The 16,229-nt window shown below is 66.4% G+C and carries 18 protein-coding genes; 11 read left to right on the forward strand and 7 right to left on the reverse strand.

Annotated features, from left to right (window positions below; genetic code table 11):
- Both ACQCVD_RS09790 and ACQCVD_RS09795 read left to right on the forward strand, forming a co-directional pair.
- Positions 1-894: a trimeric intracellular cation channel family protein gene (locus tag ACQCVD_RS09790; protein WP_426823572.1), complete on the forward strand. Its 894-nt coding sequence runs from the start codon at positions 1-3 to the stop codon at positions 892-894.
- 87 nt (positions 895-981) lie between these two features.
- Positions 982-1,176 (forward strand): hypothetical protein, encoded by a 195-nt coding sequence (locus tag ACQCVD_RS09795; RefSeq protein ID WP_426823573.1) that lies wholly within the window; start codon positions 982-984, stop codon positions 1,174-1,176.
- A 104-nt stretch (positions 1,177-1,280) separates the two neighbouring features.
- Here ACQCVD_RS09795 and ACQCVD_RS09800 read toward each other — a convergent pair whose 3' ends face one another.
- Genes ACQCVD_RS09800 through ACQCVD_RS09810 form a run of 3 tightly spaced genes read right to left on the reverse strand, consistent with a single transcriptional unit; the run spans position 1,281 to position 3,193 of the window.
- Complete coding sequence (locus tag ACQCVD_RS09800; RefSeq protein ID WP_426823574.1) at positions 1,281-1,991, reverse strand: hypothetical protein; 711 nt, start codon at positions 1,989-1,991, stop codon at positions 1,281-1,283.
- A 3-nt stretch (positions 1,992-1,994) separates the two neighbouring features.
- Complete coding sequence (locus ACQCVD_RS09805; RefSeq protein WP_426823575.1) at positions 1,995-2,837, reverse strand: ATP-binding cassette domain-containing protein; 843 nt, start codon at positions 2,835-2,837, stop codon at positions 1,995-1,997.
- Complete coding sequence (locus ACQCVD_RS09810) at positions 2,834-3,193, reverse strand: GntR family transcriptional regulator (protein ID WP_426823576.1); 360 nt, start codon at positions 3,191-3,193, stop codon at positions 2,834-2,836. The genes ACQCVD_RS09805 and ACQCVD_RS09810 overlap by 4 nt, the downstream gene beginning before the upstream one ends.
- A 174-nt stretch (positions 3,194-3,367) precedes the next feature.
- Here ACQCVD_RS09810 and ACQCVD_RS09815 point away from each other — a divergent pair, with 174 nt between their 5' ends.
- From ACQCVD_RS09815 to ACQCVD_RS09830, 4 genes are all read left to right on the forward strand, one after another.
- The gene (locus ACQCVD_RS09815) at positions 3,368-4,246 is read left to right on the forward strand and encodes a helix-turn-helix domain-containing protein (RefSeq protein WP_426823577.1); all 879 of its coding nucleotides are present in this window, start codon (positions 3,368-3,370) and stop codon (positions 4,244-4,246) included.
- Positions 4,247-4,251: 5 nt separating this feature from the next.
- Positions 4,252-5,283 (forward strand): tryptophan--tRNA ligase, encoded by a 1,032-nt coding sequence (trpS, locus tag ACQCVD_RS09820; RefSeq protein WP_426823578.1) that lies wholly within the window; start codon positions 4,252-4,254, stop codon positions 5,281-5,283.
- Positions 5,284-5,399: 116 nt separating this feature from the next.
- Positions 5,400-6,476 (forward strand): YhjD/YihY/BrkB family envelope integrity protein, encoded by a 1,077-nt coding sequence (locus tag ACQCVD_RS09825; RefSeq protein WP_426823579.1) that lies wholly within the window; start codon positions 5,400-5,402, stop codon positions 6,474-6,476.
- Positions 6,477-6,574: 98 nt separating this feature from the next.
- Positions 6,575-7,381 carry an RDD family protein gene (locus ACQCVD_RS09830; protein ID WP_426823580.1) on the forward strand — a complete coding sequence of 269 codons (807 nt, stop codon included), beginning with the start codon at positions 6,575-6,577 and terminating at the stop codon, positions 7,379-7,381.
- Between the two features lie 11 nt (positions 7,382-7,392).
- Here ACQCVD_RS09830 and ACQCVD_RS09835 read toward each other — a convergent pair whose 3' ends face one another.
- A complete protein-coding gene (locus ACQCVD_RS09835; RefSeq protein WP_426823581.1) occupies positions 7,393-8,595 on the reverse strand; it encodes a serine hydrolase in 1,203 nt (400 codons plus the stop codon).
- A gap of 69 nt (positions 8,596-8,664) precedes the next feature.
- On the opposite strand from ACQCVD_RS09835, the gene ACQCVD_RS09840 reads away from it, so the two are divergent.
- Positions 8,665-9,564 (forward strand): adenosine deaminase family protein, encoded by a 900-nt coding sequence (locus ACQCVD_RS09840; protein ID WP_426823582.1) that lies wholly within the window; start codon positions 8,665-8,667, stop codon positions 9,562-9,564.
- Here ACQCVD_RS09840 and ACQCVD_RS09845 read toward each other — a convergent pair whose 3' ends face one another.
- The 3 genes from ACQCVD_RS09845 to ACQCVD_RS09855 all read right to left on the reverse strand — a co-directional run bounded on the left by ACQCVD_RS09845 (position 9,565) and on the right by ACQCVD_RS09855 (position 12,084).
- The gene (locus ACQCVD_RS09845; RefSeq protein ID WP_426823583.1) at positions 9,565-10,794 is read right to left on the reverse strand and encodes a hypothetical protein; all 1,230 of its coding nucleotides are present in this window, start codon (positions 10,792-10,794) and stop codon (positions 9,565-9,567) included.
- 64 nt (positions 10,795-10,858) lie between these two features.
- Entirely contained in the window at positions 10,859-11,800 is a 942-nt protein-coding gene (locus tag ACQCVD_RS09850; protein ID WP_426823584.1) for a C40 family peptidase, read from the reverse strand.
- Positions 11,800-12,084: a hypothetical protein gene (locus tag ACQCVD_RS09855; protein ID WP_426823585.1), complete on the reverse strand. Its 285-nt coding sequence runs from the start codon at positions 12,082-12,084 to the stop codon at positions 11,800-11,802. Before ACQCVD_RS09855 ends, ACQCVD_RS09850 begins: the two co-directional genes overlap by 1 nt.
- Before the next feature lie 60 nt (positions 12,085-12,144).
- Between ACQCVD_RS09855 and upp the strand changes: the two genes are divergently transcribed.
- From upp to ACQCVD_RS09875, 4 genes are all read left to right on the forward strand, one after another.
- Entirely contained in the window at positions 12,145-12,780 is a 636-nt protein-coding gene (upp, locus tag ACQCVD_RS09860) for a uracil phosphoribosyltransferase (RefSeq protein WP_426823586.1), read from the forward strand.
- Between the two features lie 72 nt (positions 12,781-12,852).
- Positions 12,853-13,311, forward strand: coding sequence for a helix-turn-helix domain-containing protein (locus tag ACQCVD_RS09865; protein WP_426823595.1), 459 nt, complete (start codon positions 12,853-12,855; stop codon positions 13,309-13,311).
- A gap of 59 nt (positions 13,312-13,370) precedes the next feature.
- Positions 13,371-14,561 (forward strand): M20 family metallopeptidase, encoded by a 1,191-nt coding sequence (locus ACQCVD_RS09870; RefSeq protein ID WP_426823587.1) that lies wholly within the window; start codon positions 13,371-13,373, stop codon positions 14,559-14,561.
- Positions 14,562-14,622: 61 nt separating this feature from the next.
- Positions 14,623-16,032 (forward strand): NAD(P)H-quinone dehydrogenase, encoded by a 1,410-nt coding sequence (locus ACQCVD_RS09875; protein ID WP_426823588.1) that lies wholly within the window; start codon positions 14,623-14,625, stop codon positions 16,030-16,032.
- The last annotated feature ends 197 nt before the right edge of the window (positions 16,033-16,229 follow it).

Consider the following 16,229-nt stretch of genomic DNA (forward strand, 5'->3'; position numbering starts at 1 on the left):
ATGCTGCTCTCGGTGCTCTACATCGTCGGGATCACGGCGGAAGCGGTGACGGCCGCGCTGTCGGCCGGCCGCCAGCGGATGGATCTGTTCGGCGTCATGGCTATCGCCTGCATGACCTCCCTGGGCGGTGGCACGGTCCGTGACCTTCTGCTGGACAACTATCCGCTGATCTGGGTCGAGACCCCGATGTATCTGCTGATCGTCGTCGGCGCGGCCCTGGTGACGGTCTCGCTGTCTTTCCTCATGCACTACTTCCGGGTGCTCTTTCTGCTGCTCGACGCCGTGGGACTGTCCGTCTTCGCGGTGCTGGGCACGCAGGTGGCCCTGGATCAGGGGCACGGCCTGGTCATCGCGATCGTGGCGGCCGTGGTCACCGGCGTGTGCGGCGGCATGCTGCGCGACATCTTCTCGGACCGGGTGCCGTTGGTCTTCTCCACCGAGATCTACGCCATGGTCGCCGTCATCGCGGCCTGCGTCTACGTCGGCCTGAACGAGCTCGGGGTGGACACCACCGCGACCATCATCGTCACCCTGTTGGTCGCCTTCCTCATCCGGGTCTTCGCCATCTACTACAAGATGGGGCTGCCCGTCTTCGAGTACCGCGGTGCGGATCAGCCGATCGATCCGCGGGTGCGTCTGTCCTACCGCCTCCTGCGCCGCGGCTGGCGCTCCGCACGCCGTCGCACCGGCATTGACGCGGTGCGTTACCGTCTGCTCAACCGGCGGGCCGCGAAGCGGTCCGGGCGGGACGACTCCACCTGGAGTATGGACACCGAAATGAAGAAGCCGCCCCCGGCGGGAGAATCACGGCCCGCCAACTTCCGTATCCAGAAGTGGCCGGGAAAACCCACCACTGAACCTGACGGGGATGAAGGAGAAGGGGAGAGTAAGTAGGCCCCGGGCGCCCCGTGCTGCTATTTTGAAGGTGATAGCGGCCGTGCTCCGCAGAGTTTGACTGAACCAGTACTAGGAGAAGAATTCATGAGCGGAATCATCACCCTTATCCTCGGCATCATCGCCTTGGTCGGCGGCGTGTGGCTGGTGGCCGAGGTCGGTGCCTCCGTCATGGCGATCGTCGGTGGCCTGATCATCGCTCTGGGCGTCAGCCTGATCATCGCGGCCTGGGCCCTGCTGCTGAACAAGGTCAGCCCCACCTCCCGCAAGCTCGGCCGCTAGGAACTATTCCGGCCGGATGGCCGTGTGAACCCCAGCGGAACTTCCGCTGGGGTTCAACTGTGTCCGGGCTGGTGCCTAGGCTCGACCTGGTCAAGGCTTAGCTGTTAAGGCTCCGTCCTGCGGGCTGAAAGCCACGTGAGCAGGCCGGCGATGAGGATGCCGGGGATGAGGACGGTCAGATATTCCCGTTGGTAGTTGTGGCTGGTGGGCACCGGAAACGGCGCCAGGGAGTGGTCCAGGGTCGACATGTTGATCCAGATGAGCGCGCCGATCACGGCAGCCAACACCAGAGCCACCGACAGCACAGCGGCCACCACGCCGAAACGGAACCGGATGATGCCGACCATGGCCCCGATCAGGGTGCTGAACACGAACGCCAGGAAGTACACCAGGAAGGTCAGCAGAACCGTGGCGAGGTTCATGCCGGCCTCGTCCACCACGTAAGGAGCGCCGTTGGTGTCCACCCAGTCCTTCGGCCCATCGGTGACCAGGAATGTGTCGTACCACGCGTAGTAGGGGGACCGGAGCTGCATGATCACAGCGGCAGTGGTGCCGACCACCGCGAGCAGACCGGACCAGAGCAGGGCGCTGACGGTCAAACCGGTCAGCCATGTCCGCAACGGGACATCGAGGGACAATACGGCAGGTAAGCGGGACGTGATGACGGCGAACGCGATGGCGGAGGCGGAGCAGGCCAGGATGTTCCAGGCCTGACCGTCCCCGGCCAGGAACCTTCCGAACCCGAGCATCAGCGCGAGCACGAGGAAGGCAACGATCAGTTCCCGTCGGGCGGGTCTGAGGAATGCGGTGAACATGACTTAAAGTCCTTTCGGATCCCGGTTGAGCACGTCGGTGCTCAACAGATCGATCAGGGTCCGGTCATCGGGATGGGTGATCTCCACGCCTTCGGCTTCGGCACGCCGGGCCTCCGAGGGGGACAACGCAGAAGCCAACGTCAGTCGCAGGGTGGGGCCGAGGACCGCCCGCTCCACAACGGGGTGCTCCCCCGTGAGGCTGCGCACGGTCTCAGCCGGCCCCACCAGGGTGGGGAAATCCTCCCGGACCTGATCCAGTTCGGTGGGACCGGTGGAACCACCGTTGCGGAGAGCGGTCACGTCGGTGACCAGCCCGGCCAGGTCCTCGGAGCGGTGGGAGGTCAGCAGCAGCGTCCAGTCCTCCCGGCGGGCGGCCTCCTGGATCAGCACCTGCCGAAGTTCGCTGCGGGTACGCACATCCAGTCCGTTGAAGGGTTCATCCAGCAGGGTGACGGGTGCGTTGGCGGCCAGGGCGACGGCGACCGCGATGAGCTGGCGGTGCCCCACGCTCAGCCGCCGGATGACCGCGGTGGGGGAGATGCCGGCGATCGCCAGTACCTGGGCGGCCAGGTCCTCACCCAGGGCCGGGTGCCCGATCCTGGCCACGGCGAGGTGGTCGCGGACGGTCGTGCCGGCGAAACAGGCGTCCGAGCCCGCGCGGGCCAGGACGGTCGTCGCCGTGGCCACGGTTCCGGCGGTGGGGCGGTGGTGTCCCGCGATCAGCCGCAGCAACGTGGTCTTGCCGGAGCCGTTGGGGCCGATGATCCCGTGGATGCCGGTGCCCAGGGTGAGGGTGACCGGAGCCCCCAGGTAGGGGCTGCGCACGTGGTCGAGGGTGATGGTCATGGTGTCGTCCTTTCGGCCTGGATCAGTTCGTCCAGTTCCCGGTCGCTTAGGCCCAGGGCCGCGGCCTCGCGGAGGAGCGGGCGGATGAAAGCGGCGGCGAGTGCCTGCCGACGCTCGCGGTGGATCTGCTCGCGGGCCCCGGCGACGACGAACATCCCCAGGCCCCGGCGTTTTTCCAGCAGTCCCTGATCTGCCAGGAAGGTCAGGGCCTTGGCGGAGGTCGTGGGGTTCACGGAATGGAAGGTGGACAGTTCATTGGTGGAGGGGGCGCGTTCCCCCTCGGCCAGGGTGCCGGCACCGATCTGGTCCCGGATCCCGAGGGCGAGCTGCTGGTAGATGGGTCTGGTGTCACTCAAGGCGAACCCCTTTCGTTTATGGGTTAACCACCTATGTGGGTAACCATATAACGCGGAGAGGTTGCTGTCGAGGGCCAATCCCCCCGACCAGGTAAAAGCTCCGGCCACAGCTGCTCACCCGCCGGCCCTACACTGGACGGCGGATGGTCCACAGCAACTTCCGTGGAGGGGTCAATGAAAGATGGGCTCAGGACTGAGATCAATGAGTTCCTTTTCTCCCGGCGCGCCCGCCTCACCCCCGGGCAGGTGGGCCTCCCGCTGGACGGGACCGCCCGTCGTGTCCCCGGGCTGCGTCGCGAGGAAGTCGCCCAGTTGGCGGGGATCTCCGTCGACTACTATGTGCTGCTGGAGCGCGGCAACCTCAGCAATGCCTCGGAGGACATCCTCGCGGCTCTGGCCCGGGCGCTCCAGCTCGACGAAGCTGAGCGGATCCACCTCCGCAACCTCGCCCGGGCCAGTCGACGCCGCCGCACCTCGGGTAACTCCCCACCGGCCCAGGTCAGCGCCACGGTGCGGCGCATGCTCGACGCGATCACTGAAACACCGGCATGGCTGCGCAACGGCTACTTCGACATCCTGGCCACCAACGGGCTGGGGCGGGCGCTCTATGACCCGATCTACCGCGACCTGCCCACCCGTCCCAACACCGCCCGCCACTGCTATCTGGGGGCCAGTGCCCGGGAGTTCTGGGTGGACCATGACCAGTTCGCCGAGGACTTCGCGGCCCGGCTGCGGATGGAGGCCGCAGTCAAACACGTGGATCCGCAGCTACGGGATCTGATCCGGGAGCTGTTGGCCGGCAGCGAGACTTTCCGGAGGCACTGGAAGTCGGCTGATGTGACCCTGTTGCGCAGCGGACTCAAACGCTTCCGGCACCCGGTGGTGGGGCAGCTGGATCTGAACTACGAGACCATGAACCTCAACAGCGCGCCCGGGCTGGTGCTCAGCGTCTATCTCCCCCGGCCCGGGTCAGGTGCCGCCGGACGGCTCGCACGGCTGGGGGAGTGGGCGCAGACACAATCATTCGGTTCCACGGGTGGGGCACTACAGTAAACAACATGACTGAACAGCCCACCAGCGAAAAGAAGCAGCGCGTCCTCTCCGGTATCCAGCCCACCGCAGATTCCTACCACCTGGGAAATTACCTCGGTGCGGTCAAGCAGTGGATTGATCTTCAGCACGACTACGAGGCGTTCTACTTCATCCCGGATCTGCACGCGATCACCGTCGACCAGGATCCGAAGGACCTGCGCCAGCGCACCGTCGCGGGTGCCGCGCAGCTGCTGGCGCTCGGCATCGACCCGGGAAAATCCACCCTGTTCGTCCAGTCCCATGTCCCGCAGCACGCCGAGCTGACCTGGGTGCTGACCTGTCTGACCGGTTTTGGGGAAGCCAACCGCATGACCCAATTCAAGGACAAGTCCGCCAAGCAGGGGGCCGACCGGACCTCCGCCGGCCTGTTCACCTACCCGATGCTGATGGCCGCGGACATCCTGCTCTACCGCCCGCAATTTGTCCCGGTGGGTGAGGACCAGCGTCAGCACCTGGAACTGACCCGCACCCTGGCGGAGCGTTTCAACAGCCGTTACAAGAAGACCTTCGTCGTGCCGGAGGCCCTCATCCCGGAGGGCGCCGCCAAGATCTACGACCTGCAGAACCCGACCGCCAAGATGAGCAAGTCAGGAGAGAACCCGAAGGGCGTCATCAACCTGCTGGATGATCCGAAGGTCTCCGCCAAGCGCATCCGGTCCGCGGTCACCGACAATGAATCGGAGATCCGCTACGACCCGGAGACCAAGCCCGGCGTGTCCAACCTGCTGGTCATCCAGTCCGCTCTGACCGGCAAGCCGATCGATGAGATCGTCACCGGCTACGCCGGTCAGGGGTACGGCGCGCTGAAGGGGGACACAGCCGACGTCCTGGAGGCCTTCACCACCCCGCTGAAGGCGAAGTACGACGAGTACATGTCCGACCGCGCGGAACTCGAGCGCGTCCTGGCCATCGGTGCCGATCGTGCCGGGGAGTACGCCCAGAAGGTCATCGAGCAGGTCTATGACCGGGTGGGTTTCCTCGCCCCGCTGCGCCGGTAACCACCGGTACCACGGAAGTAACGCCACGGAGTCAGGCTCCGTGTCCGCTGCGTGCGGTCTGACTTCTCTCTAATCTGGTTGCTACCTGAACAGTTCGGAAACGAAGGATGGCAATCGTGGCTACCACTACGCAGTCGGACCGTCGCTACACCGACGAATACGGGATTGAACGCGCGACCCAGGACGAACCGGGTCTCGTCGACCGCCTGCGGGACCGCTGGGGCTGGTTCGACCACATCATGCGGATGCAGGAACGGTTCGCCTCCATGGGCGGCAACCAGTACTCGGCCGGCATCACCTACTTCTCCGTGCTGGCGATCTTCCCCTTGCTCATGCTGGCGTTCGCCGCCCTCGGTTTCGTGCTGGCGCGCAATCAGCAGCTGCTCTTCGACATCCAGTCGCAGGTCAGCGCGCAGCTCAGCGGCCAGATGGGGGACATGATCAACCAGATCATCGAGACCGCCATCGAGCAGCGCGGCGCGGTGGCCGGCCTGGGTGCGCTGACCACCCTGTGGTCCGGACTCGGCTGGATGAACAACCTCCGCTACGGCGTATCCAAGATGTGGAAGCTGGATCCGACCGAGGGGGGTTTCGTGGCCAAGAAGATCGCTGACCTGCTCGGCCTGATCGGCCTGCTGATCGCCTTCGCCATTGCGTTCGGCGTCACCGCCGTGGGGTCTTCCGGACTGACCCAGCAGCTGTTGGACATGGTGGGGCTGGGCGATGTGCCGGGCATCCAGCTCATCACCACCGTCGTGGCCATCCTGGTCGGTGTACTGGCCAACTTCCTGGTCATGCTGTGGATGATCATGTACCTGCCGCGTACCAAGGTCCCGATCAGGTCCGGCATGATGGCCGCGTTGCTCGGCGCGGTCGCTTTCGAGGTGGTCAAGCAGCTGGGTTCGCTCTTCTTTTCCAATGCCCTGTCCAACCCCGCCGGTGCCACCTTCGGCCCGATCATCGGCATCATGGTCGTGATGTACCTGATCTGGCGGATCGTCCTCTACGTCTCCGCATGGGCGGCCACCACCGACGAGTCGCTGCGGCAGACCCCGATGGAGGCCCCCGAACCAGCTGTCATCCGGGTCCGCAATGAAATCGGCGGTAAACCGCGCCGCGGCGCGATGATCGGTACCGGAGCTGCCCTGGGAGCCGTCGGTGCCGGGGTACTGGCACTGTTCAACCGGAAGTAGCCCCATCTGATCTGGGTGTTTCCTCAGGGCTTTCCCCGATGTGGCGGGGTCGGTACGCCTAATAAGCTGGTATCCGACGACGAAAGGACGGCCCCGCCATGGACCCCAACAACGTGGATCTCTACACCGCCTTCGGGCTGGATCCCGGCGATGACACCGATTCGCTGCGCCTGCTGCTCAATGGCCGGGATGCGCAGCTGGAGACGCAGGGTGTGCTGCCGGACCACCCACAGCGGCAGCAGCTGCAGACCGCCTACGCGGTACTCGGTCAGGAACACACCCGCCGGGAGTATGACACCGCCATCCTGCAGCGACGTCCCCTGAGCTGGGAGGACGTGCGGTACCTGGGCAACTTCGGTGCCCTGCCGCAGGTGGATCCCTTCACCGCGCACCCCCAGGCTGCAGCTCCGGCCGGGCCGATCAACTTCAACCGGGGACAGCCGTACGCGCCTTCCTACCCGCAGTCCGTACCGTTCCCGGCGGTGCACAGTGACCGGGGTTCCGCGGGCGTGCGTCTGGCCATGGTGCTGATCGACGGCATCATCCTGGGTATCGCCGCAGGAATCGTGGGCGGGGTGGTCGGTTTCTCTGAAGCCCTGGCCTACATCGGTTCGTTCCTGGTCATGGTCGTCTACATGCTCGGCTTCGAGACGAAGACCGGCGGCACCCCGGCCAAGCACCTGCTGGGCTACGAGGTCCGGGACGTGAAGACCGGAGCCAAGCCCAGCCTGGAGCAGTCCGCGAAGCGCAGCTGGTGGCGGTTGGTCACCATCGTGCCGGGACTCGGCGGACTGGTCTCCCTGGTCGGCATGATCGCGATCGGTTCCTCCATCAAGCCCGAGAACAACTACCTCGGCAGCCACGACCGCTGGTCGGGTACCGAGGTGGTGAAGAAACAGAGTTAGGCTCGGCCGACCTATTTCCGCCGCCGTAGCAGCGGAATACAGGCCAGCCCGAAGAGCACCAGCACCGCGGCGGCGATTCCCCCGAAGATCCAGGAACCGGTCTCCCCGGACGCCGCATCTTCCGCGCGAGGTGGCTCGGTGATCTCTACGTCGGGCGCGGGATCCGCCCCGGCCTCCTCCGGCTCGTCACTGTCCACGGCCAGGGAACCCACGCCGGATCCGACGGGCACCGCATACGCCGCGTTCAGGAATCGCTGGGCCTGCTCCCACGGGCGTCCCTTGTCGATGGTGGTGTCCAGCAGAACCGCGGCCAGCCGCCGCCCGTCCCGGTCCATGGCCCCGACGAAGGTGTGGTTGGCGTCATCGGTGTAGCCGGTCTTGCCACCGATGCCGTCCGGATCATTCATGAACAGGGCGTTGTCGTTCCACACCTGATAGCCCTCCCGGTCGCCGTAGCCGGGGAAATCGATGTACTCGGTGTCGACCATGCGGGTGAAATCCTCATTGCCCCAGGCATAGCGGTACATCAGCGCCAGGTCCGCCGCGGAGGTGGACATGCCGGCCCCGTCCAGACCGGAGTAGGAGACAACCCGGGTGTCCTCCGTGCCGATCTCCTCCGCCAGGGCGTTGACCTCCGCCAGCGTGTGCTCGTCCCCGCCGAGCTGGTCCGCCAGCACCTTCGCGGCGTCGTTACCGCTGGCCAGCAGGAGCCCCAACAGCAGCTGTTCCACCGTGTAGGTCCCACCCGGACCGACCCCGACGGCCGAGCCCTCCACCCCGGACCAGTCCGCCGGGATCATGATCTCCTCGCTCAGCTCCAGGTCCCGCAACGCGACCAGCGCGAGCAGCACCTTGATGACGCTCGCCGGCCGGTAGCGACCGTGCGGGTCCTTCGCCGCGATGATCTCCCCGCTGTCGATGTCGAAGACCATCCAGGCTGCCGCGGTCTGTTCCGCCGGTACCTCGAAGCCGGCCGGGGCGATCACCCCGCACGGGACGGTGCTGTTCGTCGGGAGGGGATCCGGCGGAGCGACCTCGGCCTCCGAGGTGGTCTTCGGCTCCGGCGGCGTCTCCGCGTTGGGACAGTCATCGGTGACCGGGGCGTGTTCCCGGGTCGTGGTCTCATCTGGCGGCTCCTGCCCCGGTGTCGGTTCCGGGGTCGGGGTGGCCGCCAGCAGCATCGTGGCCGCAACAGCGGAGGCTAGGATCTTCATCGTTTGAACATCGTAGTTAAGCTGAGGGGCATGCATGAAACCCCGCACATCAGCCCAGAGTTCAAAGCCGTGACCCGAGAAACCCTGGCCGACCTACCGAAGGTCGTTCTCCATCATCAGGTGACCACCGAGGACCTCGCCGTGCAGGTCAAGAAATTGGCTGCTGACCACGTGGTCTACGCCGAACTCCTGCTGGAACTGCCCGGTGGGGAACAGACGGATCTGGACGCAGCCCTGCGCGGCCTCGACGCCGCGGAGATCGACGCCCGGGTCGTCCTCAGCGCCGCACACGACGGCGCCGTCGCCGAAACCGTGGAACTGGTGACCGCCAACTTCGGTGACAAGGTGATCGGCTTCAACCTCGCCGGGGTGGACGAGGAACACCTGGCCTCCGCCCACGCCGCGACCCTGGGCCAGCTGCGCACCGCATTCATCCCCTTCAGTGTCGATTTCGGGGAGGACGCCGAAGTCGCGGCGATGAGCGACGCCATCCTGCAGGGAGCGGCACGCCTGGGTAACGGGGTGCACATCTTCGAGGACTTCGCCGTGGACGTCGAGGGGATCCACCCGCAGCGGATGTCGGCCTGGGTGCGGGACCGGCACCTGCTGCTGACGCTCGCGCCGACGAACAGCGTGGATGAGGAGACAGCCTTGGCAGATCACCCGCTGCCACTGCTGCAGAGTCTCGGCTTCACCTGCACCGCGCATCCCGGAACCGGTTCGATGACCGAGGAACTCTGGGCGCTCGCGGAGACCTTCGACTACGGTCTGGACGAGTTCTTCGAACTGACCACCGCGGCAATCGACCATTCCTTCGCCCCGCAGGAGCGGCGCGACCAGCTGCTGGTGCGCGAGATTTTGCCCGGTTATGAGGAGCTCGCGGACCCGGACACCCGGGACACCGGCGTCACCACGGACACCGCCGCCGATGCCGCGGCGGCGGAGTCCGCGTGGAATGAGGAAGAGTAGCTAGAACTTGGAGAAGCGCTTGACCAGCATCTCCTCCAGCTCCTTCCAACCTTCGGCGTGGTCGTTGAAGGGCTCGCTCGGGACATAGCCCGAGGTGCCCGGGGCGCCCAGCATGTAGGAGATGTAGTCCTGCATGCGCGGGTTGGCCAGGAAGTAGGAGTTGAGGGAATCATCCTGCGCCCAGTCGGCGGCGTCGGCCATCAGCTCATAGGCGCGCGCCATCTGGTCAGTGTCCACGGCCTCCGGACCGCGCCCGATGTCGTGGACCAGGCCGGTGAAGGAATAGGCATTGTCCTGGTGGACCATGACCTCCAGCTCACCGGCGTTGGCCGAGAGCTGCAGGTCCTCCCAGGTGGAGACCTTCGCCAGATCGTGGTCGTCATTCTCGGTCATCCAGCGCAGCAGCAGCTTGCTGCTGTTGAAGGTGTAGATCTCGCCGAACTTGCCCAGGAACACCGGTTGGCGGTCCACATAGGTGCGCAACGTGTAGACGGACTTTCCCTGGAGGGAGATCTTGACTGGGTCGATGCCGGCCGCGGTCCAGGCGGTGGTGTCATACGGGTCCGCCTGCTCAGCCTCCTCCTTGCGCCGGGCCTCGGTTTCCGCCTTCTTTTTCTCCACTTCCTCCCGGGCCGCGGCGATGCGGGCTGCGGCATCGGCGGTCCGGGCGTCATCGACGTCGACGATGCGGATCTGCTCATCCAGGGAACTGACCACCTTGGACCAGTTGGTCAGCACCGCGCGCCCGATCGCGGACCACTCGGACATTCCCCGGTCCTCGGCAAAGTGATCGTAACCGCGCTCGACGTTGCCGAGCACCGAGTGCGAGGCGAAGAAAACGGTTGTCTCGGTGGCACTGGTGACCTCACCCAGGCTGCGGGTGAGGCGGAAGATCCGCGCCAGGGTGCTCACATTGACATAGGAGGGGCGCTCCGCCAGCAGGGCCGGCGCGCCGATCACGTCATAGTAGTCCTTCTCAACCGGCACGACCCGGGTGGCCGGACCGGACTCGAAACTCTTCCACTTCGGATGGGAGGTGAGGTCGTGCGGGGATCCTTCCTCGAGGAAAACCAGCAGGTCCTCCGGCGAGCGGAAGAGGAGGACATTGTCATCATCGCCGAGAAACGCCTGCCACTCCGCACCGTGTTCCTTCCACAGCGGGGCCCAGAGGGTGTAGAAGTCCCCCTCGGTCAGTGAGACTTTGACAGGGAGGATGGCATTTTCACTCATGACCGCCGATTCTACCGGACGACCCCACCCTCGCTCAGCCCGTGTGCGACCCTGCCGTGGGTGGTCATCCCGTCGGCCGGTAGAAGCCCTTGAAGGCCATGCCCATGTTGGAGGTCCGCAGCGGGTTGGTCTGCACCGGGTCGCCGGCCTCGATGATCTGCCCGTCACCGGCATACATGGCCACATGCCCGTCCCACACCACCAGGTCCCCGGCGATCAGCTCATCGGCACTCACGGCCCGTCCCACATCCTGTTCCTGCGCCAGCCGGGGAAGCTCCAGCCCGGCCTGGCGCCACGCCCACTGCGTCAACCCCGAGCAGTCGAACCCGGCCGTGGTGGTTCCACCCCAGACATAGGGCGCCCCCAGCGCAGACATGGCAGCGGCGACAGCGGCCTCCCCCTGCGCGTTCTCCCCGGCTGTCTCAGCCTCGGCAGGTGTCTCCAGCTCCGGTGGTTCCTCGGCCTCTGGGACTGATTCACCAGGGCCGGTGGCCACGCCGGCGGCGACCGGGACCGGGGCGGGTGTGGATCCGGCTCCGGGAGCCATACCGTGAACCTTGCCCGCCAGCTGCTCCAATTCCGCCGTGGCTGGCTCGAGGGAGGTCTCCAGATCCGCGAGCACCGCCTGGGCCGCCTCCAGGTGGGTGTGAGCCAGCTGGGTCAGCTGCACCTGGAGGGCTGGTAGACCGGCGGGCCCGCCGGTTGCCGCGGACGCCACCGTGGCAACCGCCTGCCGTCCCAGGTTCAGCGCGATCCCTCCCAGCGCGCCGCGGGCCTGTTCCACGGGCTGCTGTGCGGTGCCGACCAGCTGGTTGATCCGGTCACGGTCCCCGTTGATGTTCGCCGCCAACTCCGGCAGCCGCTGCCCGGCATGCACGCCGGCACCCACGTACTGTGCCAGGGGAGCCGCCGCGGCGAAATCGGGGATCGGGGGCAGTTGTACCCCGGGCAGCTGCGGTGGATTCAGGTTGACCAGATCCCCCAGCGCCTTGACGATCTGCTGCATCACAACCTCCCCAGTCGGGCGGCCAGTCCCGCATCACTGAACTCGTAGGCGGAGATGGAACTGTAGGAGGATTCCGCGAGCTCGCAGGCCCGTTCGCCGGCCCGCTCACCGCGGCGTAGACTCGCGGCGATCGCGGCAGTGGCAGCAGTCCGGAAACGGTGGAGCCCCGGCCCGTCGATAAGCGAGGGCGGCGGGGGAGTGCGCACTTCGCCGCTGCGCAACAGCTCTGCAGCGAGGCGCCGGGCGTGGTCAGGATCGAGGTCCAGTTCGTCGAGAAGGCTCATACCCAGTTTGACCCCGGACAGACGTCTCTGGTTCCCGGACCTCTCGCATACGATGGCCCCATGCGAATCTCCATCGTCGATCATCCGCTCGCGCAGGCCCGTCTGACCATCATGCGCGATGAACGCAGTGACAACTCCACCTTCCGCGCCGCCGCCAGCGACCTCGGCACCATGCTCATCTATGAGGCCTCCCGGGACCTGCCGCTGGACCACTTCAACACCCAGACCCCCGTGGCCGTGGCGGAGGGCGCCCGGCTGAAGAACCCGCCGATCATCGTGCCGGTCATTCGCGCCGGGCTGTCCATGGTGGAGCCGGCACTGTCGATGATCCCGGACGCCCAGGTCGGCTTCATCGGGCTCGCCCGCGACGAGGACACGCACGAACCGGTGCCCTACCTGGAGGCGCTGCCCGACGACCTGACCGGTCAGCCGGTGTTCGTGGTCGACCCGATGCTGGCCACCGGGGGCTCCCTGCTGCACGCCATCCGGCTGCTGCACGGGCGCGGTGCCACGGACATCACCGCCGTGTGCATGGTCAGCGCCCAACCGGGGGTCGACGCCCTGGCGAACTCCGGCCTGCCCGTCAAGCTGGTCACCACGGCCATCGACCCGGGACTGGATGACAACGCCTACATCGTCCCCGGTCTGGGGGACGCCGGCGACCGGATGTACGGCCCACGCAACATCGAGTTCTAACGTCCGGCCCCTGGCCGCCCCGCCCAATACATTTGGCGGTACTTGAACACTGCGCTGGGCATCGTGGAATGCATGGCGCGCAGGGAGGAGCGGAGATTCTGGATCAGCTACGGTCGCCGTCTCGGACTGAACGTGCTGGAGCTGCGCAAGATGCGCGGCCTGACCCAGGAACGCCTCGCCGAGCTGGCCGGACTGACCCGCAATGTCGTCTCCAACATCGAGCGCAACGAGAACAACTCCAAATCCACTGACCCGGTGCTCTCCACCGTGTACATGCTCGCCCGCGCCCTCCACGTCCCGCCAGCCGTGTTATTGCCCGGCGGGGACGAGTACGTCGATGACATCTGCACCGCCGGAGAACCGCATATCGATCTGGTCTGGCCGGCGCAGCCGGAGGACACCATGCCCTTCGACGTCCAGCACCTGCACGAGATGCGGCAGGGACGCCCACCCCGGCTGGAACTCCACCGGCCCCTGGAGGCCACCGACGGTGACGGCCCGTCGGTGCCGCCCGGAGCTGGATCGGACTAGACTGGAACTCCACATCACGGTGGGCCGAATAACGGCCGCCCGGGAAAGGAGTGGAGCAGATGGGGATCGCCGCACACGTGGATGACTGGCTCATCACCAACCGGGACACCGTCATCGGTTGGCGGCGGCAGATACACGCCAACCCGGAGCTCTCCCACACCGAGCACGAAACCACCGATCTCTTGGAGCGGATCCTCCGTGACCACGGTCTGGAACCGGTCCGCTTCCCGGGCACCGGCCTCATGGTGGACATCGGTCCCGACATCCAGCCCAGGCTCGCCTTCCGCGCGGACATCGACGCCCTTCCGATAACCGAGATCACCGGGCTGGACTTCGCCTCCAGGAACCCGGGGGTGATGCATGCCTGCGGCCATGACGTCCACACCACGATCGCCCTCGCCCTCGCGTGCGCGTTGAGCCAGGTGGAACTGAACACCGGGGTGCGGATCATCTTCCAGCCCGCGGAGGAGGTCATGGACGGCGGCGCCTCCGAGGTCATCGAATGGGGTGCCCTCGAAGGGGTCGGTGCGATCTACGCCGTCCACGCCGAGCCCAAACTGCGGGTGGGACGGGTGGGAGTGCGTACCGGGGCGATCACCTCGGCCTCCGACATCGTGCGCATCAAGGTCATCGGTCCCGGCGGGCACTCCTCACGGCCGCACCTGACCGTCGACGTCGTCTACGCGCTGTCCCTGCTGGTCACCAGCCTGCCAGGACTGCTCTCGCGCCGGGTGGATCCCCGCACCGGTACCGTCCTGGTCTTCGGCACGATCAACGCCGGCTACGCGCCGAACGCCATTTCCGAGTCCGGGGTCGTCAGCGGTACCCTGCGGACCGCGGACATCAGGACCTGGCGTAACCTGCAGCCGTTGTTCGAGGAGCTGGTCGGCCAGGTGCTCGCGCCCACCGGCTGCGATTTCGAGGTCACCTACACCCGCGGTGTGCCTCCCGTCATCAATGACGACCTGGCCACGGCACTGTTGGTCGATGCCGCCCGTGGCGTGGATCCGCAGGCGGTGGTCGAGGCGCCGCAATCCTCCGGCGGGGAGGACTTCTCCTGGTATCTGGAGCACGTGCCCGGCTCCATGGCCCGGCTCGGGTGCTGGAGCGGGGAAGGGGAGACCCAGGACCTGCACCAGGCGGACCTGGTCGTCGATGAGCGGGCTCTCGGCGTCGGCGTCCGCCTGTTCGCCTCCGTCGTCGATCAGTACGGCTCGGGCGCGGCAACAGCCGGACAGTTCTTGGATTAGGGTGTTAGGGGACTAATCACCCAAAATCTGACAGCGACATGAACAGCGTGGAGGAAACCCCTTGACCAAGAGAATTGTCATCATCGGCGGCGGACCGGGCGGCTACGAGGCCGCCCTGGCCGGCGCCAAATATGGCGCCGAGATCACCCTCATCGAGGATCAGGGAATGGGTGGTTCCTCGGTCATCCATGACTGTGTCCCCTCGAAGTCCTTCATCGCTGGTTCCGGCATCAAGACCGACCTGCGTCGGGCAGATGACATGGGGCTGAACCGGGGCATCGGCGAATCCACCATTGATCTCCGCGCGTTGAACGAGCGCGTGAAGTCGCTGGCCGGGGAGCAGTCGGGGGACGTGCGCTCCCAGCTCGAGCGCATCGGGGTACGCATCATCGACGGCCGCGGCCGCTTCGACGACTATGAGCCGAAGCAGACCACCCACTACATCAAGGCCACGCACCATGACGGCACCGAGGAGACCATCGAGTGCGACATGGTGCTGTTGGGCACCGGCGCCACCCCGCGCATCCTGCCCGGCGCGGTCCCGGACAATGAGCGCATCCTCACCTGGCAGCAGGTCTATGACCTCCAGGAAACCCCGGAGCATCTGATCGTCGTCGGTTCCGGCGTCACCGGCGCGGAGTTCGTCTCCTCCTTCGCGGAGCTCGGCGTGAAGGTGACCATGGTCGCCTCCCGCGACCGCATCCTCCCGCATGACGACGCCGATGCCGCAGATGTCCTGGAGACCGTGCTCGCCGAACGGGGTGTCTCCCTGGTCAAGCATGCCCGGGTGGACACCGTGACCCGGACCGATGACGGGGGCGTCTGCGTGCGCACCTCCGACGGCCGCGAGATCTTCGGCTCCCACGCCCTGATGTCGATCGGCTCCATCCCCAAGACCCAGGACCTGGGTCTGGAGGGGGTGGGCGTGGAGACCGCACCGTCCGGCCACATCAAGGTCGACCGTGTCTCCCGCACCAATGTCCCCGGCATCTACGCCGCCGGCGACTGCACCGATCTGTTCCCGCTGGCCTCGGTGGCCGCCATGCAGGGCCGGGTGGCCATGTACCACGCCCTGGGTGAGGGTGTGTCTCCGATCCGGCTGAAGACGGTGTCCACCGCCGTGTTCACCCGCCCGGAGATCGCCACCGTGGGGGTCACCCACGAGCAGATCAAGTCCGGGGAGATCTCCGCCCGCGTGATCGTGCTGCCCCTGCGCCGCAACCCGCGCGCCAAGATGCGTTCGCTGCGCCACGGCTTCGTCAAGCTCTTCTGCCGCCGCAACTCCGGCCTGGTGATCGGTGGCGTCGTGGTCGCTCCGACCGCCTCCGAGCTGATCTTGCCCATCGCAACCGCCGTGACCCACCGGCTCACCGTGTCGGACCTGGCGGAGACCTTCTCCGTGTACCCCTCGCTGTCCGGCTCCATCACCGAGGCCGCGCGTCAGCTGGTCCAGCACGACGACCTGGGCTAGGTGTACTTCCTCGGGAGGTTGTAAACAGTGTGAGCGGATACAGGGAACCTCCGGTAGGCAGGTGGGTAACGACACGCACACCAACACCGGAGGTTCCTAGTGACACACCGTAACGCACCCCTGACCCCGACGGGTAGGGCCAAAATGATCGATCTGGTTCTGATCCACGGGTGGACCCAACGCCGGGTCGCCGAGCG

The organism is Corynebacterium halotolerans, assembly GCF_050107895.1.
In the GTDB taxonomy this organism is placed as follows: Bacteria; Actinomycetota; Actinomycetes; order Mycobacteriales; family Mycobacteriaceae; genus Corynebacterium; species Corynebacterium halotolerans_B.